At 38.8% G+C, this 24,883-nt stretch carries 35 protein-coding genes, 6 pseudogenes and 1 other annotated feature; of the genes and pseudogenes, 12 read left to right on the top strand and 29 right to left on the bottom strand.

Annotated features, from left to right (window positions below):
• A pseudogene (locus tag FTU38_RS14750) lies at nt 1-126 on the bottom strand (helix-turn-helix domain-containing protein); the annotation flags it as partial.
• Nucleotides 127-303: 177 nt separating this feature from the next.
• On the opposite strand from FTU38_RS14750, the gene FTU38_RS14755 reads away from it, so the two are divergent.
• Nucleotides 304-1,523 (top strand): IS3 family transposase gene (locus FTU38_RS14755; protein ID WP_159153816.1). Its coding sequence is split into 2 segments (ribosomal slippage): nt 304-580 and nt 580-1,523, totalling 1,221 coding nucleotides; the frame shifts between segments, so codons are not numbered across the junction.
• Nucleotides 579-695, top strand: a sequence feature (AL1L pseudoknot). (Overlaps the previous gene by 117 nt.)
• A gap of 121 nt (nt 1,524-1,644) precedes the next feature.
• Here the strand turns inward: FTU38_RS14755 and istB (FTU38_RS14760) are convergent.
• The 12 genes from istB (FTU38_RS14760) to FTU38_RS14815 form a co-directional block, all read right to left on the bottom strand.
• Nucleotides 1,645-2,418: an IS21-like element ISAba8 family helper ATPase IstB gene (gene istB, locus FTU38_RS14760; protein WP_159153815.1), complete on the bottom strand. Its 774-nt coding sequence runs from the start codon at nt 2,416-2,418 to the stop codon at nt 1,645-1,647.
• Nucleotides 2,418-3,437: an IS21-like element ISAba8 family transposase gene (istA, locus tag FTU38_RS14765; RefSeq protein WP_180111679.1), complete on the bottom strand. Its 1,020-nt coding sequence runs from the start codon at nt 3,435-3,437 to the stop codon at nt 2,418-2,420. Before istA ends, istB (FTU38_RS14760) begins: the two co-directional genes overlap by 1 nt.
• Nucleotides 3,438-4,050: 613 nt before the next feature.
• Entirely contained in the window at nt 4,051-4,233 is a 183-nt protein-coding gene (locus tag FTU38_RS14770) for a hypothetical protein (RefSeq protein WP_180111680.1), read from the bottom strand.
• A 2-nt stretch (nt 4,234-4,235) separates the two neighbouring features.
• Nucleotides 4,236-5,315 carry a zonular occludens toxin domain-containing protein gene (locus tag FTU38_RS14775; RefSeq protein ID WP_257225732.1) on the bottom strand — a complete coding sequence of 360 codons (1,080 nt, stop codon included), beginning with the start codon at nt 5,313-5,315 and terminating at the stop codon, nt 4,236-4,238.
• 116 nt (nt 5,316-5,431) lie between these two features.
• Nucleotides 5,432-5,716 (bottom strand): DUF2523 family protein, encoded by a 285-nt coding sequence (locus FTU38_RS14780; RefSeq protein WP_180111681.1) that lies wholly within the window; start codon nt 5,714-5,716, stop codon nt 5,432-5,434.
• A 1-nt stretch (nt 5,717) separates the two neighbouring features.
• The gene (locus FTU38_RS14785) at nt 5,718-7,169 is read right to left on the bottom strand and encodes a virulence factor TspB C-terminal domain-related protein (RefSeq protein ID WP_180111682.1); all 1,452 of its coding nucleotides are present in this window, start codon (nt 7,167-7,169) and stop codon (nt 5,718-5,720) included.
• A 79-nt stretch (nt 7,170-7,248) separates the two neighbouring features.
• Nucleotides 7,249-7,473 (bottom strand): major capsid protein, encoded by a 225-nt coding sequence (locus FTU38_RS14790; RefSeq protein ID WP_180111684.1) that lies wholly within the window; start codon nt 7,471-7,473, stop codon nt 7,249-7,251.
• A 13-nt stretch (nt 7,474-7,486) separates the two neighbouring features.
• Nucleotides 7,487-7,663, bottom strand: a complete 177-nt coding sequence (locus FTU38_RS14795; RefSeq protein ID WP_180012305.1) for a hypothetical protein — start codon at nt 7,661-7,663, stop codon at nt 7,487-7,489.
• Between the two features lie 110 nt (nt 7,664-7,773).
• On the bottom strand, nt 7,774-8,070 hold the full coding sequence (locus FTU38_RS14800; RefSeq protein ID WP_180012307.1) for a hypothetical protein: 297 nt from the start codon (nt 8,068-8,070) through the stop codon (nt 7,774-7,776).
• Nucleotides 8,071-8,073: 3 nt separating this feature from the next.
• A complete protein-coding gene (locus FTU38_RS14805; protein WP_180111686.1) occupies nt 8,074-9,276 on the bottom strand; it encodes a replication initiation factor domain-containing protein in 1,203 nt (400 codons plus the stop codon).
• Entirely contained in the window at nt 9,273-9,437 is a 165-nt protein-coding gene (locus tag FTU38_RS14810; protein WP_180111688.1) for a hypothetical protein, read from the bottom strand. The genes FTU38_RS14805 and FTU38_RS14810 overlap by 4 nt, the downstream gene beginning before the upstream one ends.
• The gene (locus FTU38_RS14815; RefSeq protein ID WP_180111691.1) at nt 9,434-9,655 is read right to left on the bottom strand and encodes a hypothetical protein; all 222 of its coding nucleotides are present in this window, start codon (nt 9,653-9,655) and stop codon (nt 9,434-9,436) included. Before FTU38_RS14815 ends, FTU38_RS14810 begins: the two co-directional genes overlap by 4 nt.
• Before the next feature lie 104 nt (nt 9,656-9,759).
• Between FTU38_RS14815 and FTU38_RS14820 the strand changes: the two genes are divergently transcribed.
• A complete protein-coding gene (locus tag FTU38_RS14820) occupies nt 9,760-9,951 on the top strand; it encodes a hypothetical protein (RefSeq protein ID WP_180111693.1) in 192 nt (63 codons plus the stop codon).
• A 348-nt stretch (nt 9,952-10,299) separates the two neighbouring features.
• On the opposite strand, the gene FTU38_RS14825 is transcribed toward FTU38_RS14820, so the two are convergent.
• The 10 genes from FTU38_RS14825 to FTU38_RS14870 form a co-directional block, all read right to left on the bottom strand.
• Entirely contained in the window at nt 10,300-10,482 is a 183-nt protein-coding gene (locus FTU38_RS14825) for a hypothetical protein (protein WP_180111680.1), read from the bottom strand.
• 2 nt (nt 10,483-10,484) lie between these two features.
• Nucleotides 10,485-11,684 (bottom strand): zonular occludens toxin domain-containing protein, encoded by a 1,200-nt coding sequence (locus FTU38_RS14830; RefSeq protein WP_180111695.1) that lies wholly within the window; start codon nt 11,682-11,684, stop codon nt 10,485-10,487.
• Nucleotides 11,681-11,965 carry a DUF2523 family protein gene (locus tag FTU38_RS14835; RefSeq protein ID WP_180111697.1) on the bottom strand — a complete coding sequence of 95 codons (285 nt, stop codon included), beginning with the start codon at nt 11,963-11,965 and terminating at the stop codon, nt 11,681-11,683. The genes FTU38_RS14830 and FTU38_RS14835 overlap by 4 nt, the downstream gene beginning before the upstream one ends.
• Before the next feature lies 1 nt (nt 11,966).
• Nucleotides 11,967-13,418, bottom strand: a complete 1,452-nt coding sequence (locus FTU38_RS14840; protein WP_180111699.1) for a virulence factor TspB C-terminal domain-related protein — start codon at nt 13,416-13,418, stop codon at nt 11,967-11,969.
• A gap of 79 nt (nt 13,419-13,497) precedes the next feature.
• Entirely contained in the window at nt 13,498-13,722 is a 225-nt protein-coding gene (locus FTU38_RS14845; RefSeq protein ID WP_180111684.1) for a major capsid protein, read from the bottom strand.
• A gap of 13 nt (nt 13,723-13,735) precedes the next feature.
• On the bottom strand, nt 13,736-13,912 hold the full coding sequence (locus FTU38_RS14850; RefSeq protein WP_180012305.1) for a hypothetical protein: 177 nt from the start codon (nt 13,910-13,912) through the stop codon (nt 13,736-13,738).
• Between the two features lie 110 nt (nt 13,913-14,022).
• Nucleotides 14,023-14,319: a hypothetical protein gene (locus tag FTU38_RS14855; protein WP_180012307.1), complete on the bottom strand. Its 297-nt coding sequence runs from the start codon at nt 14,317-14,319 to the stop codon at nt 14,023-14,025.
• Nucleotides 14,320-14,322: 3 nt separating this feature from the next.
• A complete protein-coding gene (locus tag FTU38_RS14860) occupies nt 14,323-15,525 on the bottom strand; it encodes a replication initiation factor domain-containing protein (protein WP_180111686.1) in 1,203 nt (400 codons plus the stop codon).
• Complete coding sequence (locus tag FTU38_RS14865; RefSeq protein WP_180111688.1) at nt 15,522-15,686, bottom strand: hypothetical protein; 165 nt, start codon at nt 15,684-15,686, stop codon at nt 15,522-15,524. Before FTU38_RS14865 ends, FTU38_RS14860 begins: the two co-directional genes overlap by 4 nt.
• Nucleotides 15,683-15,904 carry a hypothetical protein gene (locus tag FTU38_RS14870; RefSeq protein ID WP_180111691.1) on the bottom strand — a complete coding sequence of 74 codons (222 nt, stop codon included), beginning with the start codon at nt 15,902-15,904 and terminating at the stop codon, nt 15,683-15,685. The genes FTU38_RS14865 and FTU38_RS14870 overlap by 4 nt, the downstream gene beginning before the upstream one ends.
• 104 nt (nt 15,905-16,008) lie before the next feature.
• Between FTU38_RS14870 and FTU38_RS14875 the strand changes: the two genes are divergently transcribed.
• Complete coding sequence (locus FTU38_RS14875; RefSeq protein ID WP_180111693.1) at nt 16,009-16,200, top strand: hypothetical protein; 192 nt, start codon at nt 16,009-16,011, stop codon at nt 16,198-16,200.
• A 255-nt stretch (nt 16,201-16,455) separates the two neighbouring features.
• A pseudogene (locus FTU38_RS14880) lies at nt 16,456-16,827 on the top strand (ISNCY family transposase); the annotation flags it as partial.
• A 75-nt stretch (nt 16,828-16,902) separates the two neighbouring features.
• On the opposite strand, the gene FTU38_RS14885 reads toward FTU38_RS14880, so the two are convergent.
• Both FTU38_RS14885 and FTU38_RS14890 read right to left on the bottom strand, forming a co-directional pair.
• Nucleotides 16,903-17,223 (bottom strand): hypothetical protein, encoded by a 321-nt coding sequence (locus FTU38_RS14885; protein WP_127800962.1) that lies wholly within the window; start codon nt 17,221-17,223, stop codon nt 16,903-16,905.
• A complete protein-coding gene (locus FTU38_RS14890) occupies nt 17,223-17,504 on the bottom strand; it encodes a type II toxin-antitoxin system RelB/DinJ family antitoxin (protein ID WP_127800960.1) in 282 nt (93 codons plus the stop codon). Before FTU38_RS14890 ends, FTU38_RS14885 begins: the two co-directional genes overlap by 1 nt.
• A 156-nt stretch (nt 17,505-17,660) precedes the next feature.
• Between FTU38_RS14890 and FTU38_RS14895 the strand changes: the two genes are divergently transcribed.
• Both FTU38_RS14895 and tnpB read left to right on the top strand, forming a co-directional pair.
• Nucleotides 17,661-18,044 (top strand): transposase, encoded by a 384-nt coding sequence (locus FTU38_RS14895; protein WP_163143575.1) that lies wholly within the window; start codon nt 17,661-17,663, stop codon nt 18,042-18,044.
• The gene (gene tnpB / locus FTU38_RS14900; protein ID WP_004780063.1) at nt 18,041-18,376 is read left to right on the top strand and encodes an IS66 family insertion sequence element accessory protein TnpB; all 336 of its coding nucleotides are present in this window, start codon (nt 18,041-18,043) and stop codon (nt 18,374-18,376) included. The genes FTU38_RS14895 and tnpB overlap by 4 nt, the downstream gene beginning before the upstream one ends.
• A 248-nt stretch (nt 18,377-18,624) precedes the next feature.
• Here the strand turns inward: tnpB and istB (FTU38_RS14905) are convergent.
• The 4 genes and pseudogenes from istB (FTU38_RS14905) to FTU38_RS14920 form a co-directional block, all read right to left on the bottom strand.
• Nucleotides 18,625-18,879 (bottom strand): annotated as a pseudogene (istB, locus tag FTU38_RS14905) (IS21-like element ISAba8 family helper ATPase IstB); the annotation flags it as partial.
• A gap of 53 nt (nt 18,880-18,932) precedes the next feature.
• Nucleotides 18,933-19,273, bottom strand: a pseudogene (locus FTU38_RS14910) (transposase); the annotation flags it as partial.
• A 35-nt stretch (nt 19,274-19,308) separates the two neighbouring features.
• Nucleotides 19,309-20,399 (bottom strand): annotated as a pseudogene (locus tag FTU38_RS14915) (IS3 family transposase).
• Nucleotides 20,400-20,497: 98 nt separating this feature from the next.
• Nucleotides 20,498-21,043, bottom strand: coding sequence for a DNA-binding protein (locus tag FTU38_RS14920; protein WP_127800924.1), 546 nt, complete (start codon nt 21,041-21,043; stop codon nt 20,498-20,500).
• A 105-nt stretch (nt 21,044-21,148) separates the two neighbouring features.
• On the opposite strand from FTU38_RS14920, the pseudogene FTU38_RS14925 reads away from it, so the two are divergent.
• The 6 genes and pseudogenes from FTU38_RS14925 to FTU38_RS14950 all read left to right on the top strand — a co-directional run.
• Nucleotides 21,149-21,634, top strand: a pseudogene (locus tag FTU38_RS14925) (IS3 family transposase); the annotation flags it as partial.
• Nucleotides 21,635-21,926: 292 nt separating this feature from the next.
• A complete protein-coding gene (locus tag FTU38_RS14930; protein WP_104505828.1) occupies nt 21,927-22,250 on the top strand; it encodes a transcriptional regulator in 324 nt (107 codons plus the stop codon).
• Entirely contained in the window at nt 22,231-22,545 is a 315-nt protein-coding gene (locus FTU38_RS14935; RefSeq protein ID WP_104505827.1) for a DNA-binding transcriptional regulator, read from the top strand. Before FTU38_RS14930 ends, FTU38_RS14935 begins: the two co-directional genes overlap by 20 nt.
• Nucleotides 22,546-22,583: 38 nt before the next feature.
• Nucleotides 22,584-22,898 (top strand): hypothetical protein, encoded by a 315-nt coding sequence (locus FTU38_RS14940; RefSeq protein WP_104505826.1) that lies wholly within the window; start codon nt 22,584-22,586, stop codon nt 22,896-22,898.
• Between the two features lie 544 nt (nt 22,899-23,442).
• Entirely contained in the window at nt 23,443-23,871 is a 429-nt protein-coding gene (locus FTU38_RS14945; RefSeq protein WP_000877730.1) for a hypothetical protein, read from the top strand.
• Between the two features lie 207 nt (nt 23,872-24,078).
• A complete protein-coding gene (locus tag FTU38_RS14950; RefSeq protein ID WP_015060246.1) occupies nt 24,079-24,690 on the top strand; it encodes a recombinase family protein in 612 nt (203 codons plus the stop codon).
• Nucleotides 24,691-24,883: the final 193 nt, after the last annotated feature.

The following is a 24,883-nucleotide window of genomic DNA, read 5'->3' on the forward strand; positions in this document are numbered from 1 at the left end:
ACCTTCAGAAAGCCAGAGAATAGTTTGGGCACGTTGTCTTTCACGCCAATGTTTTGCATGCTTGGCCAGAAAAATGAGTCGTTCTCGCTGTTCTAAACTAAGTGGTACAGAAACAATTCGAGGCATGGGTGAACATCTGTTAACTAAAAAAACTTTTTCGCATGATTAGTTATTTTTGTCAACTTACCATGTATAAGATAATTGATATTAGTCTCTATTATTGATCTAAAAGGGAATTGTCCAAAGAACTGAATGAACCGTACCGGGTTTGTCGGAGAGTCAATATTCTGAGAGACTATCCCGATGACAAAATTAAAATATACCCCTGAAATCAGAGAAAGAGCGGTTCAATTATTGATTGAATCCGAGAAAGATTATCCATCGAATTGGGCTGCAATCACAGCAATTGCGCCTAAGATTGGTTGTACTCCTGAAACACTTCGTGCCTGGCATCAAAAGCATTTAGATCAGCAAAATCCTATTAAAGTACAACAGATATCTGACCAAGAAAAAATGAAGCAAATGGAACGTGAAATTAAAGAATTAAAGCGTGCCAATGAAATTCTACGCAAAGCAGCCGCTTTTTTCGCCAAGGCGGAGCTCGACCGCCCACACAAATAATGGTGGATTTCATCCATAACAATAAAGACTTATATGGTGTTGATGCGATTTGTAGGATTTTACCGATCGCAGCTTCAACCTATTACCGGACTCTAGATCTCTGCGAAAATCCAGAACATCGAGCAAAGCGAGATTTACATGACTTGCATCATGCTGAGGAGATTAAACGAATTTGGAAGGAAAGTTCAGGTCGGTATGGTGTACGTAAAGTCTGGCAAAAACTGAAACGTGAAGGCTATATTATTGCACGCTGTACTGTTGCTCGATTAATGAAAAAGCTAGGTATACAAGGTGTTTGGCGAGGTAAGAACAAACAAACCACCCGTAGCCGAGATGACCAAAAACGAGCAGATGATTTAGTGAAACGTAATTTTACTGCTGATCATCCTGACCAACTGTGGGTCAGTGACTTTACGTATATTCAAACAAATTCAGGCTGGGTCTATACCGCCTTTATTATTGATGTGTTCTCACGAGCAATTGTTGGCTGGAAAGTATCTACACGAATGAATACAGATATGGTGCTCGATGCATTAGAGCAAGCATTGCATGATCGAGGCATGCCAAAGAATGTGATTCATCATTCCGACAGAGGTGTGCAATATCTTTCTATTCGCTATACCAATCGTTTAGAAGCTGCAAATTTACGAGCATCAGTCGGTACAACTGGTGATTCATACGATAATGCTCTGGCTGAAACGGTGAATGGCTTATACAAAACAGAGGTGATTGAATATTTAAAAGCAGATTGGCAAGGTTTAGCAGATGTACAACTTGCGACACTAAACAGGGTAGATTGGTTCAATAAAAAGCGTGTACACAGTGCACTGGGTTATGTATCGCCTTTTGAGTTTGAAGCAATGTACTATGATAAGATTAACCCGTTAGGTCAGGTGGCCTAACTTAAATAAAAAAGTCTCCGACAAACCCGGTACGGTTCAATTTCTGGAACCAGAATTCATACCAAAATTTAAGTGCGAGCATTGTCAACGGCATTCTAAAATTGACCCCTTTGATCTCGTATTAAATTTCAACCTGGGGCTGAATCCCAATTCTTTTTTTATCCTTCAAACGATAACTCTCACCCGATATTTGTACCACATGACAGTGATGCAGCAACCGATCTAACATCGCAGCGGTCAACGTAACATCATCCGCAAACGACTTAGACCATTGGCTAAAGGGTAAGTTACTCGTCAATATCGTACTGCCTTTTTCATAACGCTTGGCAATCACGTTAAAGAACAGATTCGCTTCTTCACGTCCAAACGGTAAATAACCAATTTCATCGATAATCAGTAACTTTGGTCCCAGTACCGCACGTTGCATATAGGTTTTCAATTTACCTTGCTGATAGGCTGTACTCAGTTGCAGCGTGAGATCGGCGGCGGTAATAAACTTGGTTTTGACATTGTTCATGATGGCCTTATAGCCTAATGCCATAGATAAGTGCGTTTTCCCTACACCGCTAGCCCCGAGAAACACCACATTTTCTGCTCTAGCAATAAAGCTCAGGTTGAACAACTCGACCACCTGTGATTTGGGAGCACCCAGTGCATAATTAAAATCGTAACCTTCCAGCGTTTTCACTTGAGGCAGGCCTGAGAGTTTCATCAGGACCTGCTGGCTGCGCTGTTGCCTGGCAGCATATTCATGCGTCAAGATCGCTTCAACAAAGTCGGCATAACTTCCATCTTGACCTAATGTTTGTTGTGCATGATGTGACCATTGTGATGCGATGGCAGGCAGATTGAGCTTTTGGCAAAGTTGCTCTATACGGTCGTATTGCAGATTCATCAGGAAACTCCCAGCAACTGGTCATATACCGATAAGGGATGCTGCAAACTCTCGTAGGGCATGACATGCTGTGCTGCTGCAACAGGTACAGTGCCAGAACCCGTATCTGATTGCGGTAATGGCGTAAATTTTTGCTGCTCCTGTTGCAGTCGAACAGCCGGTTTTTCTTGCGTGGTGGCATGAATCCGCTGATTGGCGGTTTCATGCAGCCACCGGCCAATGTGGGCATTGGCGACATCAACATCTAACAGTAAACCCGAAGTCTTCAGGCTTGCTTTCAATGGCACAATAAAGCTTGATTTGAGGTATCCATTAAAGCGTTCAACTTTGCCTTTGGTCTGTGCACGGTAGGGCTTACATACGCGAGGACGAAAGCTGTATTTCTTGGCGCAGTCGAGCAGTTTGGGATTCCATTTATGCTGCCCCTCCTGATAGGCATCCCGTTCAATCATGATCGTTTTAGCGTTATCAAACAGGATTTCTTGAGGTACTCCTGCAAAAAACTGAAATGCATTTTCTAGACCATCGATCCATGCATCCGTACGTTCATGATCATAAAATTTCACGAAAGTCGCTCTGGAATACCCTAATGTTGCGACAAAGGCTTTTAAAGTCGTGTTGTTGCGTCGAATTGTCGTGAAATCTACCTGCATTTGTTGGCCAGGTTGGGTTTCAAAACGAATGATCGGTTCCGGTTGAGCAACTGGTTTTAATGTTGCAAGATATTCCCTCAAGATCCTGATCTTTCCTGGATATCCCAACCCTAAAATTTCCTGGTAGAGCACAACAGCAGGAATCCATTCAGGATGAGCTGCGTTTACACGTTGGAGTAAATAGGGTTTATATGGGTCAAGGATACTTATTCTAGGCTGTATACGCTGATACTGAGGTGTGGTGTTTTGCCGTAAATATTTACGTACGGTATTTCTGGACACCCCCAGTTCACGACTAATGGCTTTAATAGATTTACCTTGTTGATGAAGTATTTGGATTGTCACTGCTTGCTCCAAAGTTAACATGTTGAGCAGTCCAAAATGACCGCTATATTAACCAAGGGGGTCAGTTTTTAAATGCCATTAGGGGGTCATTTTTACACTGCCGCTAACAGCATATCTGATTGTTGGGTAGCTACACTTTGAAATCTCAAAACAGATAAAGAATAGAGTAATGGATAAAGACATGCCGTTGTAGTCGAAGCATTGAACAGCACAACAATTCGATTTTGAGTTGAATGCTTTTTTGAGAGTTTGATTGTCTTTAAGAAGAACATTACACAATTGAAGAACTAAATGAAGTAAACACTATATAGACTTAAATAAAATTAGCCTAGAATTATTTTTTTAATAAGTCATTGTTTTATATATTGTTTATCTATAAACACAGAGAGTTATGAACTTAAAGTACTATGTACTTAATTTAACATAATCTATATTATACGAAATCAGTCTAAGAACTATAAACGTACGTTAAACATGATTAATGACACTGGGACTAAAACCAATACAAGTAAAATCTTATATCGCAATTTAAAATTCATATATGAGTCAAGCATTGTTTTCTCCAGTGGAATGCCTTAAATACTCATTTTTTAACTTAACAGACTTCGCTAGTTAAGATAAAAAATCGAGTTCCTTAAACATCTTTAAAATGTCCAGATAAATCAGTTAAAGTTCTTATCTCAGAAGATAAATCCGTAATGACTTTAAAGATTACATCACGCTTAATATCATCTGTTTCATAAGCATAAATGATCTCTAATTTTTCTAAACAATTTTTCAAATTAATCAAAGTAAGTACTTCTACCTGATTGCTCATAATTAATACCTATTAGCAGAATCCATATACTTGGATTTAGGTTCACCGAATGGCACAGTATCAATTTTAACTTGTGGATTTTCAATCGTTTTTTGTTCTTCAGGATTAGAATATGATGCAAATTGATATGGTGAAGGCTGCTCAGGCTGTTTATAAGGATTGAATGGTCGATCGCCGCTCATTGTACGTTTACATAACTGAACGTCAGCATCATGAATAATTGAACCCTGTTGATCATAAGCAACTAATCTGCCATTTCTTGAAAGCATACAACCTGAAAATATACGATGCACAGTTGGTACTGGAGGCTCATTGTATGAATAGTCATAGGGATTATTGATGTTATAGCTTGCTGTAACTGCTGCAATAGTGTTATCAGTCTTAGATTGCATTTTTGCATCATAGTCACCTTTATAGTCTTTATCAAAATGACTTTTACATTGTTCTTTAGTCCATTTGAACTGTTCCTGACATAGCAAGACTTTCTTATCAATTTCAGTTAATTGCTGTGCCTTATTCTTTTCTAAATCTGCCTGAATGCCTTGATTTTCCTGAACAGGCTTACCTGTGAAAAAAGATTGCGTTTCAGGTTTAAAAACCAAATACAACACCATTGCACCAACAAATAATGCAGCTAAAAAAGTGCCTAAAATCTTGGTCGGTATCTTAAATTTAACATGATGGGCCGTTGCAGATTTATACAACTTAAATACGTCTTTTGGGTATACAAATTGGAAGTTGTTTTCTGAACGTTCTTTTGCAGCTTCAGAATTCGGCTGTTTCTGTGCACCTCTCCAGTAGTAAACCGAAGCCAATTTTGCACCATAAGGCCGATGCAAATGGTAATGTTCACCAATCAAATCAAGAACAAATGCATTTAAAAAACGAGGACTTTGAGTAATGAAATAAATATCATGTCCAGTATGACGATGCACTTGAAGTTTCTGAACTATTTCATCTTTATTTGCACTTGTTCCTGATCTAAAGCGTTCATGCTGCTGTGCTTCATCATAAAAGATAATCGAGTTGTCAGGCGTTTCACGCCAATCATCTGGACTGCGCTCTACACCATCAATCTGCAAGCCCTCGATGTCAGCATAGATCGGACGTTCAGGATACTGTTTTTGTAATTCAAAAATTTTACTAACAGCAAAAAGGTATTTGCCCTAACCTGGTGTTCCTGTAATTAAAATCATACTCATTTAGGTGTCCCAACAAAACTCATCGCTTGAGATTTTAAATAAACATGTGTGACGATTGCCCCTGCCATAATTGCCAAAGCAGTATCAACACCTGCGAGACCAAGCGCATTCGCACCTAAGCCTGTAATTGTTCCAAAATTAGTTGAAGCTTGAGCCAATGCTCTTTGCAATAATTCATTTAATGCCGCAAAAGTAATAAGCGATAAACCCATACCCTTAAGAAATTTAGCAAGACCAGATGAAACGCCCCATTCAACAACCCTAAAAAGAAGCTTTCCCATACTAATTCCCCGAATTAAATGCACCGTTGCCAATTAGCTTGACGGCAAAGAAGGAAGCTAAAGCAATAACAAATGGCTTAATAGAGCTAAAGAAATCGCAAAAAGGTGTCATAGGCAAAACAAAGGATTGATTGGTGCCCATTAAATCTAGTGAAAGCTGCTGATCAGGCGGACAAGTAGAATTAAATTGGGTAATTGAAAACGGAACAAATGGAATATCAATCTGCTCAATCACTGGTGGTTCTATTTGTGGTTCTTCAGGTTCTTCTTTGGTCCATCCAATCCATTCACAAACAATACCTGCCCAATCGCAAAAAGCAGGGAATTGGATAGAACCTGTACTTGTTCCAGTCGTGGTTTGATTGCCTGTTATCGGATCAGTTACAGTATTACTTTCCGTATCTGTATTTGTTTGTCCAGATGTATCCGATGGCGTTACATAACCTTCAATAGTTTTTTCACCATCCGTTATTTTGTAGTGACCAGAAGGACGCTCAGCAGTACCGCCCGAAGTAGTAGGGTTATCTAGAGCACCATCAACAGCACTTTGCATATCGTCCTGAATCTCAGCAATAAGCGGATTAGTCGTTTTGGGCTGGCCTTCTGAATTATCTTGCGTGTAAGCAGCTTTCATGGCTTCTGCAATAGCAGCAGAAAGTGCAGCATTATTTGATTCAAGCGCGTTTTTTAATGCATTAACGATATCTTGATCGGAAGCAGGAAGAGTAGGATTAATTGGATTAACAGCATTCGGATTATAAGCAGGATTAGCATCACGATAACCTGCATTTAAATTACTGGTAGCGCCGGATACGTCATTCTTTACATCGCATTTAACCATATTACCTGAAGATAAAGCACAATTAGTCCAAGTTGATTGGTAATAGCTTTCGTCAGTTATTTTTTGAAGTGCAGCAATACTTGCAACATACTGCTGTGTTCTTGTTACATAAAATCTATATTGATGCCAGGGCTGTACTGTTGTCTCGGTTTCATACTCAGGGTTAGGTTTTTGAATCGTATTGTTTTCAGGGTCCATCACATAATCAACACCCTCCATCAAACCATGAAACGCCGCTGTACCAACAAAAGCGGGCAACGATGCTTTACCTAGATTTTTTGCGTATTTCCCTGCATTTTTAAAACGATCAGCAAGCGTTGAAGCGACTTTCGCAGTGTCAACTGGACGTGTAACGGATGCACCAATTTTGACTTTTGAACCATCTTCAAGAATCCCTTGTCTATCAAGCATCTGCTTAACATTAGCTCTTTTTTCAGGTGTCATGCTAATAGAAGCACGTACTTCAGCGGCAGCACGTTGAGTATGCATCTGATAAGCTTCTTGATTTTTTAAATGTTTATCCCAATTATCACGAATTGGATCATTTGCATAAACGGTTATGCTGAAAAAACAAGCCAGAGCGCAAAACAAAACACGAATACTATTAACCATCCCATAATTCCCCCTATAAAAAAGGACTCGGCATGTCCGATCCGTAGGTCGGCAGCCGAGTCCTTTTTTTTGGTTTAGATTAAAGTGCTCGACGAACCAACTTCCAACCTTTAATCGCAATCAAAATTGCTAAAATCGCACCACCAACGACCGCAACCGGTCCCTGCAATGCAGAAATAGCCGAAGCATCCACAGTTACAGCCCCATCGCCTTCAGCAGCCATTGTTAAAACAGGCGCAAGTACTACAGATACAACAACTGCCTTTTGAGCTAGGCTAAGCTTTTTGTTTTCAACGTTTTTCATGACATTTCTCCAGTCATTTAAGTAATTTGCCAATTTGCTTAAATCCCCAAGCAATAGATAAAACCCCAAATATTGCTGCACAGATCAAATACGCATTGGCGGTTGATAATTCAGGAAGTAACCCCGAATTTTGAACAACCCATGTTGTGCATGTGTTTTCTACAAGTTCCACACAAACATAAGTCGTCATTTGTTACCCCTTGCATCGAACGAGATGCGAAGAAAGATTATTTTTATGCATGATTGAATAGCAGCGTGGACATTCAACCGTGTCGATCTGATGAACAAATCGAATATTCATTACTTGTTCTCAGTCGGCAAAATAACGTTAGTTAATACTTGCTTCATTGCTTTACCAGTAGAAACCATGTCCAACTCGAGAATAACTTCAACAGGAAATTTCAAACCTGTTAAACGAACAAGATTTCGTGAATCTTGCCACTTGAATTCAACAACGCCTTGACCAACTGCATTACCTTGGGAAACGTCCAAAGGGATAATTCCATAAAGGTTTACATAGTCGTAATGACGGCCGTCCTCTGACTTCCAATCCGTTGCTTTTGCACCAACTAAAGTTACTTTTGTTTGTTGTGTCATTGTTTACATCCTCATTGCGGTAAGCCGTACATGATCCAAACGTTTTGGATATGCGTATTTATCTGGATGAGAAATTAAATTGATTAATTCCTCGGGTTGGAAAACTTCTTTAAACATATTTATATATTTGCCGTACTGGTGCTTAATAGTCTCCAGTGCAGCTTTCACGGAAATACTTGCATTCTTTTTAAGTGATTCTATTTTTGCAGGCTGTAAGTCATTTTTTAGTTCTGCAAAACATGGGTATGAACCCATAAAATATTCAGAAGGTGCTAATAGCATGTCGAAAGGCAAAATACGGTCACAAGCTTTAAATTCGACCTCTGCACGTTGCCAATTATCTTCAGGATCACCCTCTGCACGTCCTTTTTCATAAACTCGGACATACATACCTGATTCACGGCTACCAATATTTAGAGTACGACCTCGACCGTTAGGACGTTTCCAGTTGCCTTTATGTTCGACGTTTGGCTTTCTTGAGCCATTTTGGAAGCCAGTGCCCTTTTCTGAATTGGTATCTTGTTGTTCAGCCCAATCAACATTGATTTTTGTTCCGTCAAAATCATCGTGAGCTAAGTCAATACGGGTTAATTTTGCACGTTTGGCAATATTGGTGAGGAATGTATATAAACGACGTTCCCAACCTTCATTGGCAAATGAACAGCCTTTACCTGAAAGCATCACAAGGATTGTATTTCGTTGTCCACCAATGCAGACAAGCCCCATATCACGGCCAAGTACATAAGATTGCTTGTAAAAGTTACGACCTGAATTATTTTTAGCAGTCGTTGAAAAGCCGAAAATATGTTCTAAATGTTCATCTAGTTGGGTAATAGCAGAAAGACAAACTGAATCCATGTTTTCAGGTGTCATAGGCTCAAAGAATGCAGAACCTAGTGTTTCAATCCCAATAGTGAAGTTGACCCAATCCACGATGGCAATTTCATTATCAGCAGGTAGTCGTGTTGGAACTTCTTTAACGCCAGCCGTTGTTTTAACTAAATGCGTGTAGAGCGTTGGGAATTCAGAAGGAAACGGTAAATCTAAATCCGTAGGTGGAGTGCATGAATTCGATACCGTTACCCCCATCTTATTAATGGGGGTATTTTCAACCAACCCCCACTGTAAACTCGGTGTTTTTGATTTTTCGAAAGTCTCACCGTAAAGCGACTGGTTGATAGACCAAACAGGATTATCTTGATTCATTCTTCTGAATACTCCGCTTCGAGTTCAGCAAAATAGGATTTAAGTTCTTCAACAAAAGCCCATAAGACAGCCCAATCATGAGGAGCTATTTCATGCATCAAAATTTGAGATTCAGCTTCAAGAACAGAAATAGCATCTTGGCTTTTTTGTAAAATACTCATTCTTCAATCCCCATTTCACGCATTAAGTCATTTTCTTGTTTGATTAAGTCGCAATACTCAGAAACTTTTGGAGAGCGATAGCCCCACTCTGTCATGACCATTTCAATGTGAAAAAGAACCTTTTCAGATTCGTAAGCAGGATTACCGCCAACAACAAGCTGACATGCCCTGTCAAAAATTGTCTTAGCTACAAAATCGAATGCTTCTTCTTTAGTCATGTTATTTATCACAAATCACATTTAGTGCAATTTATACAACATCACAAATAACATTTCAATAAATTCTATTATTATTTATCACAAATAACTTTGTAGGTAGAAAAATGGCGCAGACACAGAGACTAAGAGATGAAGAAAATGAAATGCTAGAGAAGAAAACTCTAGACATCATGATAGAAAAAAAACTAAGAATTAAGGAAAGTGATGTGCTTCATGCTCTGATCCGTAAACACCTTAAGGACATTACGGCAAATGACGTTTTGAAATATCGAGAGGAAGTATTAGGTAAAGACTAATTTCGTATAATACAGATTGATGTTAAATGCCCTCTTGTGCATCTAAAGATTATCGCAACATTGACATAAAAAAATCCCTACTGGAGAGTATTCAGCAGGGATATTTTTTTATCAATGTAGAGTGCAAATAACATAATCACAGCTATATTATACGAAATCAGTCTAAGAACTATAAACGTACGTTAAACATGATTAATGACACTGGGACTAAAACCAATACAAGTAAAATCTTATATCGCAATTTAAAATTCATATATGAGTCAAGCATTGTTTTCTCCAGTGGAATGCCTTAAATACTCATTTTTTAACTTAACAGACTTCGCTAGTTAAGATAAAAAATCGAGTTCCTTAAACATCTTTAAAATGTCCAGATAAATCAGTTAAAGTTCTTATCTCAGAAGATAAATCCGTAATGACTTTAAAGATTACATCACGCTTAATATCATCTGTTTCATAAGCATAAATGATCTCTAATTTTTCTAAACAATTTTTCAAATTAATCAAAGTAAGTACTTCTACCTGATTGCTCATAATTAATACCTATTAGCAGAATCCATATACTTGGATTTAGGTTCACCGAATGGCACAGTATCAATTTTAACTTGTGGATTTTCAATCGTTTTTTGTTCTTCAGGATTAGAATATGATGCAAATTGATATGGTGAAGGCTGCTCAGGCTGTTTATAAGGATTGAATGGTCGATCGCCGCTCATTGTACGTTTACATAACTGAACGTCAGCATCATGAATAATTGAACCCTGTTGATCATAAGCAACTAATCTGCCATTTCTTGAAAGCATACAACCTGAAAATATACGATGCACAGTTGGTACTGGAGGCTCATTGTATGAATAGTCATAGGGATTATTGATGTTATAGCTTGCTGTAACTGCTGCAATAGTGTTATCAGTCTTAGATTGCATTTTTGCATCATAGTCACCTTTATAGTCTTTATCAAAATGACTTTTACATTGTTCTTTAGTCCATTTGAACTGTTCCTGACATAGCAAGACTTTCTTATCAATTTCAGTTAATTGCTGTGCCTTATTCTTTTCTAAATCTGCCTGAATGCCTTGATTTTCCTGAACAGGCTTACCTGTGAAAAAAGATTGCGTTTCAGGTTTAAAAACCAAATACAACACCATTGCACCAACAAATAATGCAGCTAAAAAAGTGCCTAAAATCTTGGTCGGTATCTTAAATTTAACATGATGGGCCGTTGCAGATTTATACAACTTAAATACGTCTTTTGGGTATACAAATTGGAAGTTGTTTTCTGAACGTTCTTTTGCAGCTTCAGAATTCGGCTGTTTCTGTGCACCTCTCCAGTAGTAAACCGAAGCCAATTTTGCACCATAAGGCCGATGCAAATGGTAATGTTCACCAATCAAATCAAGAACAAATGCATTTAAAAAACGAGGACTTTGAGTAATGAAATAAATATCATGTCCAGTATGACGATGCACTTGAAGTTTCTGAACTATTTCATCTTTATTTGCACTTGTTCCTGATCTAAAGCGTTCATGCTGCTGTGCTTCATCATAAAAGATAATCGAGTTGTCAGGCGTTTCACGCCAATCATCTGGACTGCGCTCTACACCATCAATCTGCAAGCCCTCGATGTCAGCATAGATCGGACGTTCAGGATACTGTTTTTGTAATTCTAAAATTTTACTAACAGCAAAAAGGGATTTGCCCGAACCTGGTGTGCCTGTAATTAAAATCATACTCATTTAGGTGTCCCCACAAAACGCATCGCTTGAGATTTTAAATAAACATGTGTGACGATTGCCCCTGCCATAATTGCCAAAGCAGTATCAACACCTGCGAGACCAAGCGCATTCGCACCTAAGCCTGTAATTGTTCCAAAATTAGTTGAAGCTTGAGCCAATGCTCTTTGCAATAATTCATTTAATGCCGCAAAAGTAATAAGCGATAAACCCATACCCTTAAGAAATTTAGCAAGACCAGATGAAACGCCCCATTCAACAACCCTAAAAAGAAGCTTTCCCATACTAATTCCCCGAATTAAATGCACCGTTGCCAATTAGCTTGACGGCAAAGAAGGAAGCTAAAGCAATAACAAATGGCTTAATAGAGCTAAAGAAATCGCAAAAAGGTGTCATAGGCAAAACAAAGGATTGATTGGTGCCCATTAAATCTAGTGAAAGCTGCTGATCAGGCGGACAAGTAGCATTAAATTGGGTAATTGAAAACGGAACAAATGGAATATCAATCTGCTCAATCACTGGTGGTTCTATTTGTGGTTCTTCAGGTTCTTCTTTGGTCCATCCAATCCATTCACAAACAATACCTGCCCAATCGCAAAAAGCAGGGAATTGGATAGAACCTGTACTTGTTCCAGTCGTGGTTTGATTGCCTGTTATCGGATCAGTTACAGTATTACTTTCCGTATCTGTATTTGTTTGTCCAGATGTATCCGATGGCGTTACATAACCTTCAATAGTTTTTTCACCATCCGTTATTTTGTAGTGACCAGAAGGACGCTCAGCAGTACCGCCCGAAGTAGTAGGGTTATCTAGAGCACCATCAACAGCACTTTGCATATCGTCCTGAATCTCAGCAATAAGCGGATTAGTCGTTTTGGGCTGGCCTTCTGAATTATCTTGCGTGTAAGCAGCTTTCATGGCTTCTGCAATAGCAGCAGAAAGTGCAGCATTATTTGATTCAAGCGCGTTTTTTAATGCATTAACGATATCTTGATCGGAAGCAGGAAGAGTAGGATTAATTGGATTAACAGCATTCGGATTATAAGCAGGATTAGCATCACGATAACCTGCATTTAAATTACTGGTAGCGCCGGATACGTCATTCTTTACATCGCATTTAACCATATTACCTGAAGATAAAGCACAATTAGTCCAAGTTGATTGGTAATAGCTTTCGTCAGTTATTTTTTGAAGTGCAGCAATACTTGCAACATACTGCTGTGTTCTTGTTACATAAAATCTATATTGATGCCAGGGCTGTACTGTTGTCTCGGTTTCATACTCAGGGTTAGGTTTTTGAATCGTATTGTTTTCAGGGTCCATCACATAATCAACACCCTCCATCAAACCATGAAACGCCGCTGTACCAACAAAAGCGGGCAACGATGCTTTACCTAGATTTTTTGCGTATTTCCCTGCATTTTTAAAACGATCAGCAAGCGTTGAAGCGACTTTCGCAGTGTCAACTGGACGTGTAACGGATGCACCAATTTTGACTTTTGAACCATCTTCAAGAATCCCTTGTCTATCAAGCATCTGCTTAACATTAGCTCTTTTTTCAGGTGTCATGCTAATAGAAGCACGTACTTCAGCGGCAGCACGTTGAGTATGCATCTGATAAGCTTCTTGATTTTTTAAATGTTTATCCCAATTATCACGAATTGGATCATTTGCATAAACGGTTATGCTGAAAAAACAAGCCAGAGCGCAAAACAAAACACGAATACTATTAACCATCCCATAATTCCCCCTATAAAAAAGGACTCGGCATGTCCGATCCGTAGGTCGGCAGCCGAGTCCTTTTTTTTGGTTTAGATTAAAGTGCTCGACGAACCAACTTCCAACCTTTAATCGCAATCAAAATTGCTAAAATCGCACCACCAACGACCGCAACCGGTCCCTGCAATGCAGAAATAGCCGAAGCATCCACAGTTACAGCCCCATCGCCTTCAGCAGCCATTGTTAAAACAGGCGCAAGTACTACAGATACAACAACTGCCTTTTGAGCTAGGCTAAGCTTTTTGTTTTCAACGTTTTTCATGACATTTCTCCAGTCATTTAAGTAATTTGCCAATTTGCTTAAATCCCCAAGCAATAGATAAAACCCCAAATATTGCTGCACAGATCAAATACGCATTGGCGGTTGATAATTCAGGAAGTAACCCCGAATTTTGAACAACCCATGTTGTGCATGTGTTTTCTACAAGTTCCACACAAACATAAGTCGTCATTTGTTACCCCTTGCATCGAACGAGATGCGAAGAAAGATTATTTTTATGCATGATTGAATAGCAGCGTGGACATTCAACCGTGTCGATCTGATGAACAAATCGAATATTCATTACTTGTTCTCAGTCGGCAAAATAACGTTAGTTAATACTTGCTTCATTGCTTTACCAGTAGAAACCATGTCCAACTCGAGAATAACTTCAACAGGAAATTTCAAACCTGTTAAACGAACAAGATTTCGTGAATCTTGCCACTTGAATTCAACAACGCCTTGACCAACTGCATTACCTTGGGAAACGTCCAAAGGGATAATTCCATAAAGGTTTACATAGTCGTAATGACGGCCGTCCTCTGACTTCCAATCCGTTGCTTTTGCACCAACTAAAGTTACTTTTGTTTGTTGTGTCATTGTTTACATCCTCATTGCGGTAAGCCGTACATGATCCAAACGTTTTGGATATGCGTATTTATCTGGATGAGAAATTAAATTGATTAATTCCTCGGGTTGGAAAACTTCTTTAAACATATTTATATATTTGCCGTACTGGTGCTTAATAGTCTCCAGTGCAGCTTTCACGGAAATACTTGCATTCTTTTTAAGTGATTCTATTTTTGCAGGCTGTAAGTCATTTTTTAGTTCTGCAAAACATGGGTATGAACCCATAAAATATTCAGAAGGTGCTAATAGCATGTCGAAAGGCAAAATACGGTCACAAGCTTTAAATTCGACCTCTGCACGTTGCCAATTATCTTCAGGATCACCCTCTGCACGTCCTTTTTCATAAACTCGGACATACATACCTGATTCACGGCTACCAATATTTAGAGTACGACCTCGACCGTTAGGACGTTTCCAGTTGCCTTTATGTTCGACGTTTGGCTTTCTTGAGCCATTTTGGAAGCCAGTGCCCTTTTCTGAATTGGTATCTTGTTGTTCAGCCCAATCAACATTGATTTTTGTTCCGTCAAAATCATCGTGAGCTAAGTCAATACGGGTTAATTTTGCACGTTTGGCAATATTGGTGAGGAATGTATATAAACGACGTTCCCAACCTTCATTGGCAAATGAACAGCCTTTACCTGAAAGCATCACAAGGATTGTATTTCGTTGTCCACCAATGCAGACAAGCCCCATATCACGGCCAAGTACATAAGATTGCTTGTAAAAGTTACGACCTGAATTATTTTTAGCAGTCGTTGAAAAGCCGAAAATATGTTCTAAATGTTCATCTAGTTGGGTAATAGCAGAAAGACAAACTGAATCCATGTTTTCAGGTGTCATAGGCTCAAAGAATGCAGAACCTAGTGTTTCAATCCCAATAGTGAAGTTGACCCAATCCACGATGGCAATTTCATTATCAGCAGGTAGTCGTGTTGGAACTTCTTTAACGCCAGCCGTTGTTTTAACTAAATGCGTGTAGAGCGTTGGGAATTCAGAAGGAAACGGTAAATCTAAATCCGTAGGTGGAGTGCATGAATTCGATACCGTTACCCCCATCTTATTAATGGGGGTATTTTCAACCAACCCCCACTGTAAACTCGGTGTTTTTGATTTTTCGAAAGTCTCACCGTAAAGCGACTGGTTGATAGACCAAACAGGATTATCTTGATTCATTCTTCTGAATACTCCGCTTCGAGTTCAGCAAAATAGGATTTAAGTTCTTCAACAAAAGCCCATAAGACAGCCCAATCATGAGGAGCTATTTCATGCATCAAAATTTGAGATTCAGCTTCAAGAACAGAAATAGCATCTTGGCTTTTTTGTAAAATACTCATTCTTCAATCCCCATTTCACGCATTAAGTCATTTTCTTGTTTGATTAAGTCGCAATACTCAGAAACTTTTGGAGAGCGATAGCCCCACTCTGTCATGACCATTTCAATGTGAAAAAGAACCTTTTCAGATTCGTAAGCAGGATTACCGCCAACAACAAGCTGACATGCCCTGTCAAAAATTGTCTTAGCTACAAAATCGAATGCTTCTTCTTTAGTCATGTTATTTATCACAAATCACATTTAGTGCAATTTATACAACATCACAAATAACATTTCAATAAATTCTATTATTATTTATCACAAATAACTTTGTAGGTAGAAAAATGGCGCAGACACAGAGACTAAGAGATGAAGAAAATGAAATGCTAGAGAAGAAAACTCTAGACATCATGATAGAAAAAAAACTAAGAATTAAGGAAAGTGATGTGCTTCATGCTCTGATCCGTAAACACCTTAAGGACATTACGGCAAATGACGTTTTGAAATATCGAGAGGAAGTATTAGGTAAAGACTAATTTCGTATAATACAGATTGATGTTAAATGCCCTCTTGTGCATCTAAAGATTATCGCAACATTGACATAAAAAAATCCCTACTGGAGAGTATTCAGCAGGGATATTTTTTTATCAATGTAGAGTGCAAATAACATAATCACAGCTATATTATACGCAATTGGCATGTTAGAACCCATTCAAAATGTCTATATTCTCACCAATAAAAATGTCTAGTTTATGATGGCTTAAACATCATGGACTGGATATGAAATATAGATGCTGATCACTATGTCTGACAAAGAAATTCAACGTCTTGCTGTTCTGCAAGACGTTCGAGATCATCGTATTACCCAAGTCCGTGCTGCTGAAATCCTTAATCTTTCAACCCGTCAAATTACCTGGTTATTATAGAAGCTCAATCAAGATGGTGTTTCAGGTATGGCGCATGCCAGTCGTGGTCAACCTGGCCATCGTCGCCATGATGATTTATTAAAATCAAAATGTCTTTCCATTATTTCTGAACATCTGCTGGGATTTGGATCTACCTTGGCTCATGAAAAGCTCACTACCATTCATGGATTCGATATTTCAGTGGAAACACTACGTTCCTGGATGATTGCAGCCAATTTATGGATTCTGCGATCCAAGTGCAAATTCTTATTTAATGATCATTAAATTTTGTGCTAACTTGGACAGATATTATTCGGCTAATTGGACAAACAGTTATTGTTCTTTAAGATGATTAATTAATCGCTCATAGTCATTTTTAGAAAGTTTACCAATGTAAGTTAATTTTGTTTTATCAATTGGCAACTGATATGTCTGTACGGTATCAATCCATGATTTTTTACTTAGTCCAACCGATTCCCAATCTATAATTTCAATATATTTACGTTTAATAAAATCAGATTTATTGTCATATTGACTACTTAAACGGAATACGATGTAGTCTTTTTTTGTTTGTCGAATATATAAAACAGGGCGAGTTTTGCCATCTACTATATCTGTCAAACCAACATAAGCCCAATACAAATCCTGTGCCATTAGTACCCACCATCATCGTTTAAAAATGCTTGAGCAGATTTTGTATTAGATACTTTTACACTTGGGATATTATGGCTAAGAGCTATGAGCTGTGCTGTATTAAAATCATCATCACTTATTTGATTGCTTACAGGGATTCGACCTGTTTTGGCTATTTCAGCCATGACCATACTAAAAACAGATGCAGGGGTTAGCCCAACTTTTTTAATAATGTACTCTGCTGATTCAGAAATAGCCTCATCCACAGAATATTGAACTCTCTTTTTTATTAGCTTAGACATTTAACACCTCTCAATCTTGTTAAGGCCATTTAATGCCATAAAATGGTACAAGGCAAGTGAGTAGTAAGTGGTAAGCATCCGGCTAACACAGCCTTACCAAGCGATCCTATAAGCCTTAATTTAGTTCCCACCTAAAAACAAGTGGGGACTTAATCCATGAACATGGATATATATTCAGCAACACCTCCTGTTGCTAAAAAACGCAGAACATACAGCAAAGAATTCAAACTCAGTATTGTCAATGCCTGTAAAAATCCTAATACCTCGATCGCTTCGGTCGCACTGCAACATAGTATTAATGCCAACCTTGTCAGTCGTTGGATCAGGATCTTCAGCCATCATGATGGTGCCGTGCAGGATCCTACTCATGTGAATCCAGCATTTATTGCTTTGCCTTACACTGCTGCAATCAGCCAACCTATTGATGAGAGGATCACGTTGTGTATCACCGTGCCTCATACGAATAATGATATTCAGCTAAAATGGCAGACATCAGAAATACCTGTCTTGGCAGAATTACTCAAGGCACTTGCAACATGATCCGCATTGATGAAATCTGGTTGTCTACTCAGCCCATGGACATGCGTGCAGGTATGGATACGACCATGGCTCAGGTGGTGAGAGCCTTTGGCTACATCAAACCGCATTGTGCTTACCTGTTCTGTAATAAACGTGGCCATCGCATGAAAGTGTTGGTACATGATGGATTGGGCATCTGGCTGTGTGCCCGGCGGCTGGAACAGGGCAAATTTCACTGGGCTCAAGTTCACCAAGGTGAAACCGTGGCCCTCAGCCCGGAACAGTTACAGGCACTGATCCAAGGTTTGCCCTGGCAGAGAATTGGATTGCAGCAAGTGGTGAATATGCTCTAAACCAAGCTCGACCATTCTGCCATCCTCCAAACGTTCTATTTCATTCTTCTCATGACCTCAGGCATACTGCGGTCATGAATACGCTGCCTGACTTAAGCCAACTGACCCATGAACAACTGCTGGAATTCACCAGACTGAACCGTACCAGGTTTGTCGGAGACTTTTTATTTAAGTTGTCAACGGCATTCTAAAATTGACCCCTTTCACCTTACAAATGGCAAAGTAAAATTGACCCCTTTGATCTCGTATTAAATTTCAACCTGGGGCTGAATCCCAATTCTTTTTTTATCCTTCAAACGATAACTCTCACCCGATATTTGTACCACATGACAGTGATGCAATAACCGATCTAACATCGCAGCGGTCAACGTGACATCATCTGCAAAGGATTTGGACCACTGGCTAAAGGGTAAGTTACTCGTCAATATCGTACTGCCTTTTTCATAACGCTTGGCAATCACGTTAAAGAACAGATTCGCTTCTTCACGTCCAAACGGTAAATAAAGAGATGGATCCGGAAATTTGAACAACTTCTATAAGTGATATTCCGCTCTAGTTAAGCCACCTTGTTTTGTTGGGGTAGCTGATCATAGTAAAACTCATTGGGTGTCATTTTGTCTAGACTCGAATGAGGTCGTTTCAAATTATAAAACTTGAAATATGCACTCAATTGCTTTTTTGCATCTGTGACACTGCTATAAGCTTTGAGATACACCTCTTCATATTTAACGCTCCGCCATAATCGTTCAACCATCACATTATCAATCTATGAGCAGTATACTGCGCAAGTTTACCATCCATACTGATTTGAATGCCATTTGATTTCAATACATCAATAAATGCATCACTCGTGAACTGACTGCCTTTGTCTGTATTAAATATTTCAGGTGATCGGTAATCCTCCCATAAATAACCGAAGTTAAAAGTAGAGGTTAAGCAGCCATTAGAGGTGGCTTTCCTTTGTTAGCTTGATGTGGTCTTTCATGGTTGTAATGCCACAACCAGTTTGTTGCATAATCTTGTACTTCATCCAAAGTATCAAATAAATGCTTGCTCAGCCAACTATAACGTATAGTCCGATTATAGCGTTCAATATACGCATTCTGCTGTGGCTTACCCGGTTGAATATATTCAATACGAATACCGTGCTCAGTAGCCCAGCGCACAAATTCGTGACTGATAAATTCGGGACCATTATCGCATCGGATCACTAACGGTTTTTCTCTCCACTCCAGCAATTGATTCAACGTACGAATAACCCTGATTGTGGGCAATGAGAACCCTGCGTCAATGGCTAGGCCTTCGCGGCGGTAATCATCAATCACATTCAATAATCGAAACTTGCGACCATCGGAAAGCTGATCATGCATAAAATCTAATGACCAAACCTGATTTTCTCGGATTGGTTCTTTCAATGGTTCAGGCGCATGCCGTTTTAGTCTTCTTCTCGGTTTAATACGCAGATTCAGTGCCAACTCACAGTAAATGCGGTAAACCCGCTTGTGATTCCAGCAGCAACTCTCAACATGCCGTAAATACGAGAAGCACAAACCAAAGCCCCAATCGGAATTTTCCTCAGTGAGTTCAATGAGCTGTTCAGCAATGAGTGCATTGTCATCGCTGAGTTTGGCTTGATAGCGGTAGCAGGTTTCACTAATGCCAAATGCTTTACAAGCCAAACGAATACTAATGGCATGCTGGGCAACTGCCTGTTGTGCCATCTTACGCCGGCAAGATGGCTTTACCCTTGCGCAGCAGTGCTGCTCATTGCCATCGCTTCCTGGATGATTTCGGCCTTTAATCGCTCTTCCGCATACATCTTTTTAAGTCTGGTATTTTCGGCTTCTAGCTCTTTCAGTCGAGCCATTAATGATGTATCCATACCACCATATTTGGCACGCCATTTATAAAAGGTAGCATTACTCATGCCGTGTTCACGGCAAAGGGTCGCTACAGGTGTGCCAGATTCTGCCTGTTTCAAGATGGACATGATCTGACTGTCAGTAAATTTAGATGTTTTCATGCAGAATCTCCTGCTCGTATCTTAAGAGAAAATTCTACTTTTAGATCCTATTATTTTTAGGGGGGATTACCAGCCTTCATCGTCAGTTACTTGTCTTTTTACATTGTAATCTGTTTTTCTAATTCAGCTATCCGTGCATTTGCATTAGTGAGTTGTGATTCCACATATTTGATCGAGCCTGATTTTTCGAGTAGCTGTTCATATTTGGCTTGCAAGGCGTTGTAGTCTTCTTTTGCCTTATCTGTACTAGCAAGAGCGACTTTCAGCTTGTCGGTGGTGTCATCAGTTTGTTTGACCTGTTCATCAAGTTTGATTTGCACCTGTTCCAGTTTTTCTGTGGTATCTGCAAGCTGCTTTTCCAGTTGTTGCACTGTTTCCGCATATCCGCCTTGTACTGCATCAATCCGTTCTTGCAATAGGGTTGCAATGACTTGTGACACGGTAACAAGTTCCGCATCTTTCAGAGTTTTTGCCGTAGTAACGGCTGCCGCCAGTTGCTCTTCAAGGATCTCTTTGCGGTATTTGTTGATAGTGGTCTTTGAGCCGCTACCAAGAACCGCAAGGATATTATCGTTAGTTGGGTTTGAGCCTTGTGCTGCAAGGGATTCGATGGCTTTTGCCACATCTGATTTAGTGATTGCCATGGGTTTACTTCCTATTGTGTACTGTACTGTATCGTATTTTAGTACATTACAGTACAGTACACAATCGATATTTTTTATGAATTATGACTAGCTAAAACTCACCCGTATATTCAAACCAATTCAGGTTGGGTCTATACCGCCTTTATTATTGATGTGTTCTCACGAGCAATTGTTGGATGGAAAGTATCAACACGTATGAATACAGACATGGTGCTCGATGCATTGGAGCAAGCATTGCATGACCGATGCATGCCAAAGAATGTGATTCATCATTCCGACAGAGGTGTGCAATATCTTTCCATTCGTTATACCAATCGTTTAGAAGCAGCAAATTTACGAGCATCAGTCGGTACGACTGGTGATTCATACGATAATGCTTTGGCTGAAACGGTGAATGGCTTATACAAAACAGAGGTGATTGAATATTTAAAAGCAGATTGGCAAGGTTTAGCAGATGTACAACTTGCGACACTAAACTGGGTAGATTGGTTCAATAAAGAACGTGTACATAGTGCACTGGGTTATGTATCACCTTTTGAGTTTGAAGCAATCTACTATGATAAGATTAATCCGTTAGGTCAGGTGGCCTAACTTAAATAAAAAGTCTCCGACAAACCCGGTACGGTTCAGAGTGCTAAATTTTTAAATACAGAGCTTCTGACATTGGGATAGATTTCCCAAAAGTAGTCATGGTGAGTACTCTGTATTGATTGCCTGTACTGATGTTTCAGTTTTTTCATTGTTCCTCCTAGGTAACATTACCTAGAAGGGATCCTCTGCAAAATAGTACATCGTCTTTAATCCTGTGAACTAAGAATTATCATTTAAAAATACCACAAAGTAGTATAAAATAAACTACTACAAGGTAGTATGAATGCAATCAATGTATACAATATGTGAGACTCCATTATTTACTAAATACTGTCTTGTTTATTGGACTCAGGAAGAATATGAGGAATTCAAAACATTCTTAGCATTAAATCCTGAAGCAGGAGATGTAGAGCCTAATGCAGGTGGTATTCGTAAGATTAGATGGACTAGCGGTGGTAGAGGTAAAAGTGGTGGTGTCAGAGTCATCTACTTTAATCGTTTAGCAAATGGAGAGATTTGGTTATTAACCTTGTACAGTAAAAAGCAAACTGTACAGCTTAGTAAGAAGACTCTTCAAGCATTAGTGGAGAAACTAAATGACTCGTTTAATGACTGAAAAAGAACTTGAGGCTTTTGAAGCAACTAGGGATATTGAAGCTGAAATATTACAAGGCATCGACGATATGCTTACTAGTAATGCAGCGAAAAGAACCGTAATCACTGAGACAGATGTAGCGTTAGCTCGTAGAAAGGCTCAACTAACACAAGATCAGTTTGCTAAGATTCTTGGCGTATCAAGACGTACTCTTGAATCATGGGAACAAGGTGCGAGAAGACCATCAGGAGCAGCAACATCCCTTATTCGATTATTTATTGTTGATCCAAAATTTGTAAAAGAGAGTCTGGCTTAATTTAGACAGCTCTCTACTATATTTATTTAAGGTTTTTTATGAAGCACTTAGGATTTGTGGGAAAAAGTACTGAATATTTAGGGTATACCCATATTGAAATTATCAATAGCTCATTACGCTTATCTTTCAATATTCCATCAACAAAAGATCTAGAAGAAACCTTTAAAAAGATAGTCGAAAATAACTATGATTTACTCATGGAAACATCAGCAGAAATCGAGTTCGAATTAGAAAGTGAAACGCTAGCAAAGATAGAAACCATCATAAAAGAAAAAGGGATTGAACTTGATGAGTTTGTTCAAAATGCGCTGATTAAACTTATCAACCAAAATGAATTGGCTAAGACTGATTAGACCTTAAATGCAGACAATAAAAAACCCCGGCATCCTGCCGAGGTTTTTTATTGGAACTTTAGGTCTGTGCTGGCTTAGTGCTTGTCGTATCTGGCCCCATCCTGGTGCTCATTCTTTGTAATTCTAAGGAACTTCCTGTTCCTGACCAATTAATCATATGAAAATTCTACTATTCCGAATAGCCGCAAAGGACCGGAATTTACGTAAGCTAAAGCGTACAAAACAGCCTAAGTTTTATCCACAAGAAATGGGGATAATTTTGAACATTCACGCATTGATAAAATTTAAAAAATCTCAAAATCGACTACTTTTTAAACAAATTTATTGGCAAGAACTATCAAAACTGCTCATAAAAAAGCCGATTTGTTTCAAAATCGGTTTTTTGGGCATTTTTGGATTTTTCTTGTTTTATTAAGTATCTGATATTTATATTAATATACAAGTGTATTGCGTATAACCACCATTATGTTAAATAGAATCAAAAAACCTCCAATAAAATCGTTATAGTATTATTATTTATTGAGTAGATAAGAGAATTAAATTAGTGAAATATTCAAATGAAAAAATAGTAAAAGCTCTCTTACTTTCTCCTTTACCACTACTTTTTTTCACAGCAGTCCTGTTTATCGTAATGAATCAGGAATACAGCCTATACTCGATTTTAGTGGTTCTTGTAGGGCACGGTCTTGTCTACTTGGCTTATTGTATTTTGACTGTACCTTTCAGCTTCATATTCTCAATTCTTTTAAATCGTTATAACAGTCTTAATTTATTAACTATCTGTATTGCCTCTATAATTATTGCTACTCCATTTTTTATTCTTTTTGGATGGAGTCACACAGGAGAAATTTCGAAAGAGTGGTGGAAGATGTATACAGATACATGGACTATCTTTATGGCTCTATTTCCTGGCTTATGTTATTGGCTATTTCTGATTAACCTAAAAGATAAGAAATCAAAGAATATTGAATAAACCATTGCATAGAGATTCTTAAATTTCCCTAAAATTAACATAATACACGTTATACGAATTCCCAAGGCATGGCTTCCAGTCATGCTTTTTTTATCAAAAGACTATACCTGAATGATAGCGAGCCAAATCGCATACAATATCTATCATTAGACTTAATGCAATAATTAAATGATAGTATTATCATTAATCTAATAGAATTAAGATTAAATGATAGAAATGAATACACGTATTTATCTACGAGCTTCAACTAAAGATCAAGATGCAGAAAGGGCTTTGCAGATTCTTCAGGATCTAAACCAAAACTTGAATTTGGGTGAAACCATTGTGTACGTGGAAAACTATAGTGGTACGAAGTTAGACCGACCTGAATTGAATAAGCTACTGTCAGAAGCAAATCAAGGTGACACATTGTTAGTTGAAAGTATTGACCGCTTATCACGCCTAACCCAACGAGATTTTCAAGAGCTGAAGCGCAGGATCCAGGAGAAGGGACTTCGTTTAGTCGTAGCAGATCTTCCTACTACCTACCAAATGATTCAAACCAGTGACAGCATTACTCATTCAATCTTGGAACTCATCAACAATATGTTGATTGATCTTCTGGCAACAATGGCCCGCCTAGACAATGAGAAACGTATAGAACGTATTAAGCAGGGCCTGGCACGTTCGGGTTACAAACCAACAGGCAAGAAGGCAAATGAGGCTAAACATAAACGAATAAAAGAATTGCTAGTAGTTGGCAATATGACTAAGGAAGAAATTGCCAAAGCAGTGAATTGTGGAGTTGCAACTGTCTATCGAGTTGCTAAAGTTATCTAAAAGAGGCTTATCTCAACGCGCCCCCAATGGGGCACCGCTGCATTCAGGTTTGTTATTCACCAATTAAAATGTCTATGCGATAAACCATTTAAAATGTCCTGTTTTTAACTACAAGAGTCAAGCACAGGATTTAAATTTCTTTGTTCAATAACAACTTTCTGAGCTTTACGACTCGGCATACTTTTCTTGAGAC

It is taken from the genome of Acinetobacter sp. YH12098, from assembly GCF_013419235.1.
Classification (GTDB): domain Bacteria; phylum Pseudomonadota; class Gammaproteobacteria; order Pseudomonadales; family Moraxellaceae; genus Acinetobacter; species Acinetobacter amyesii.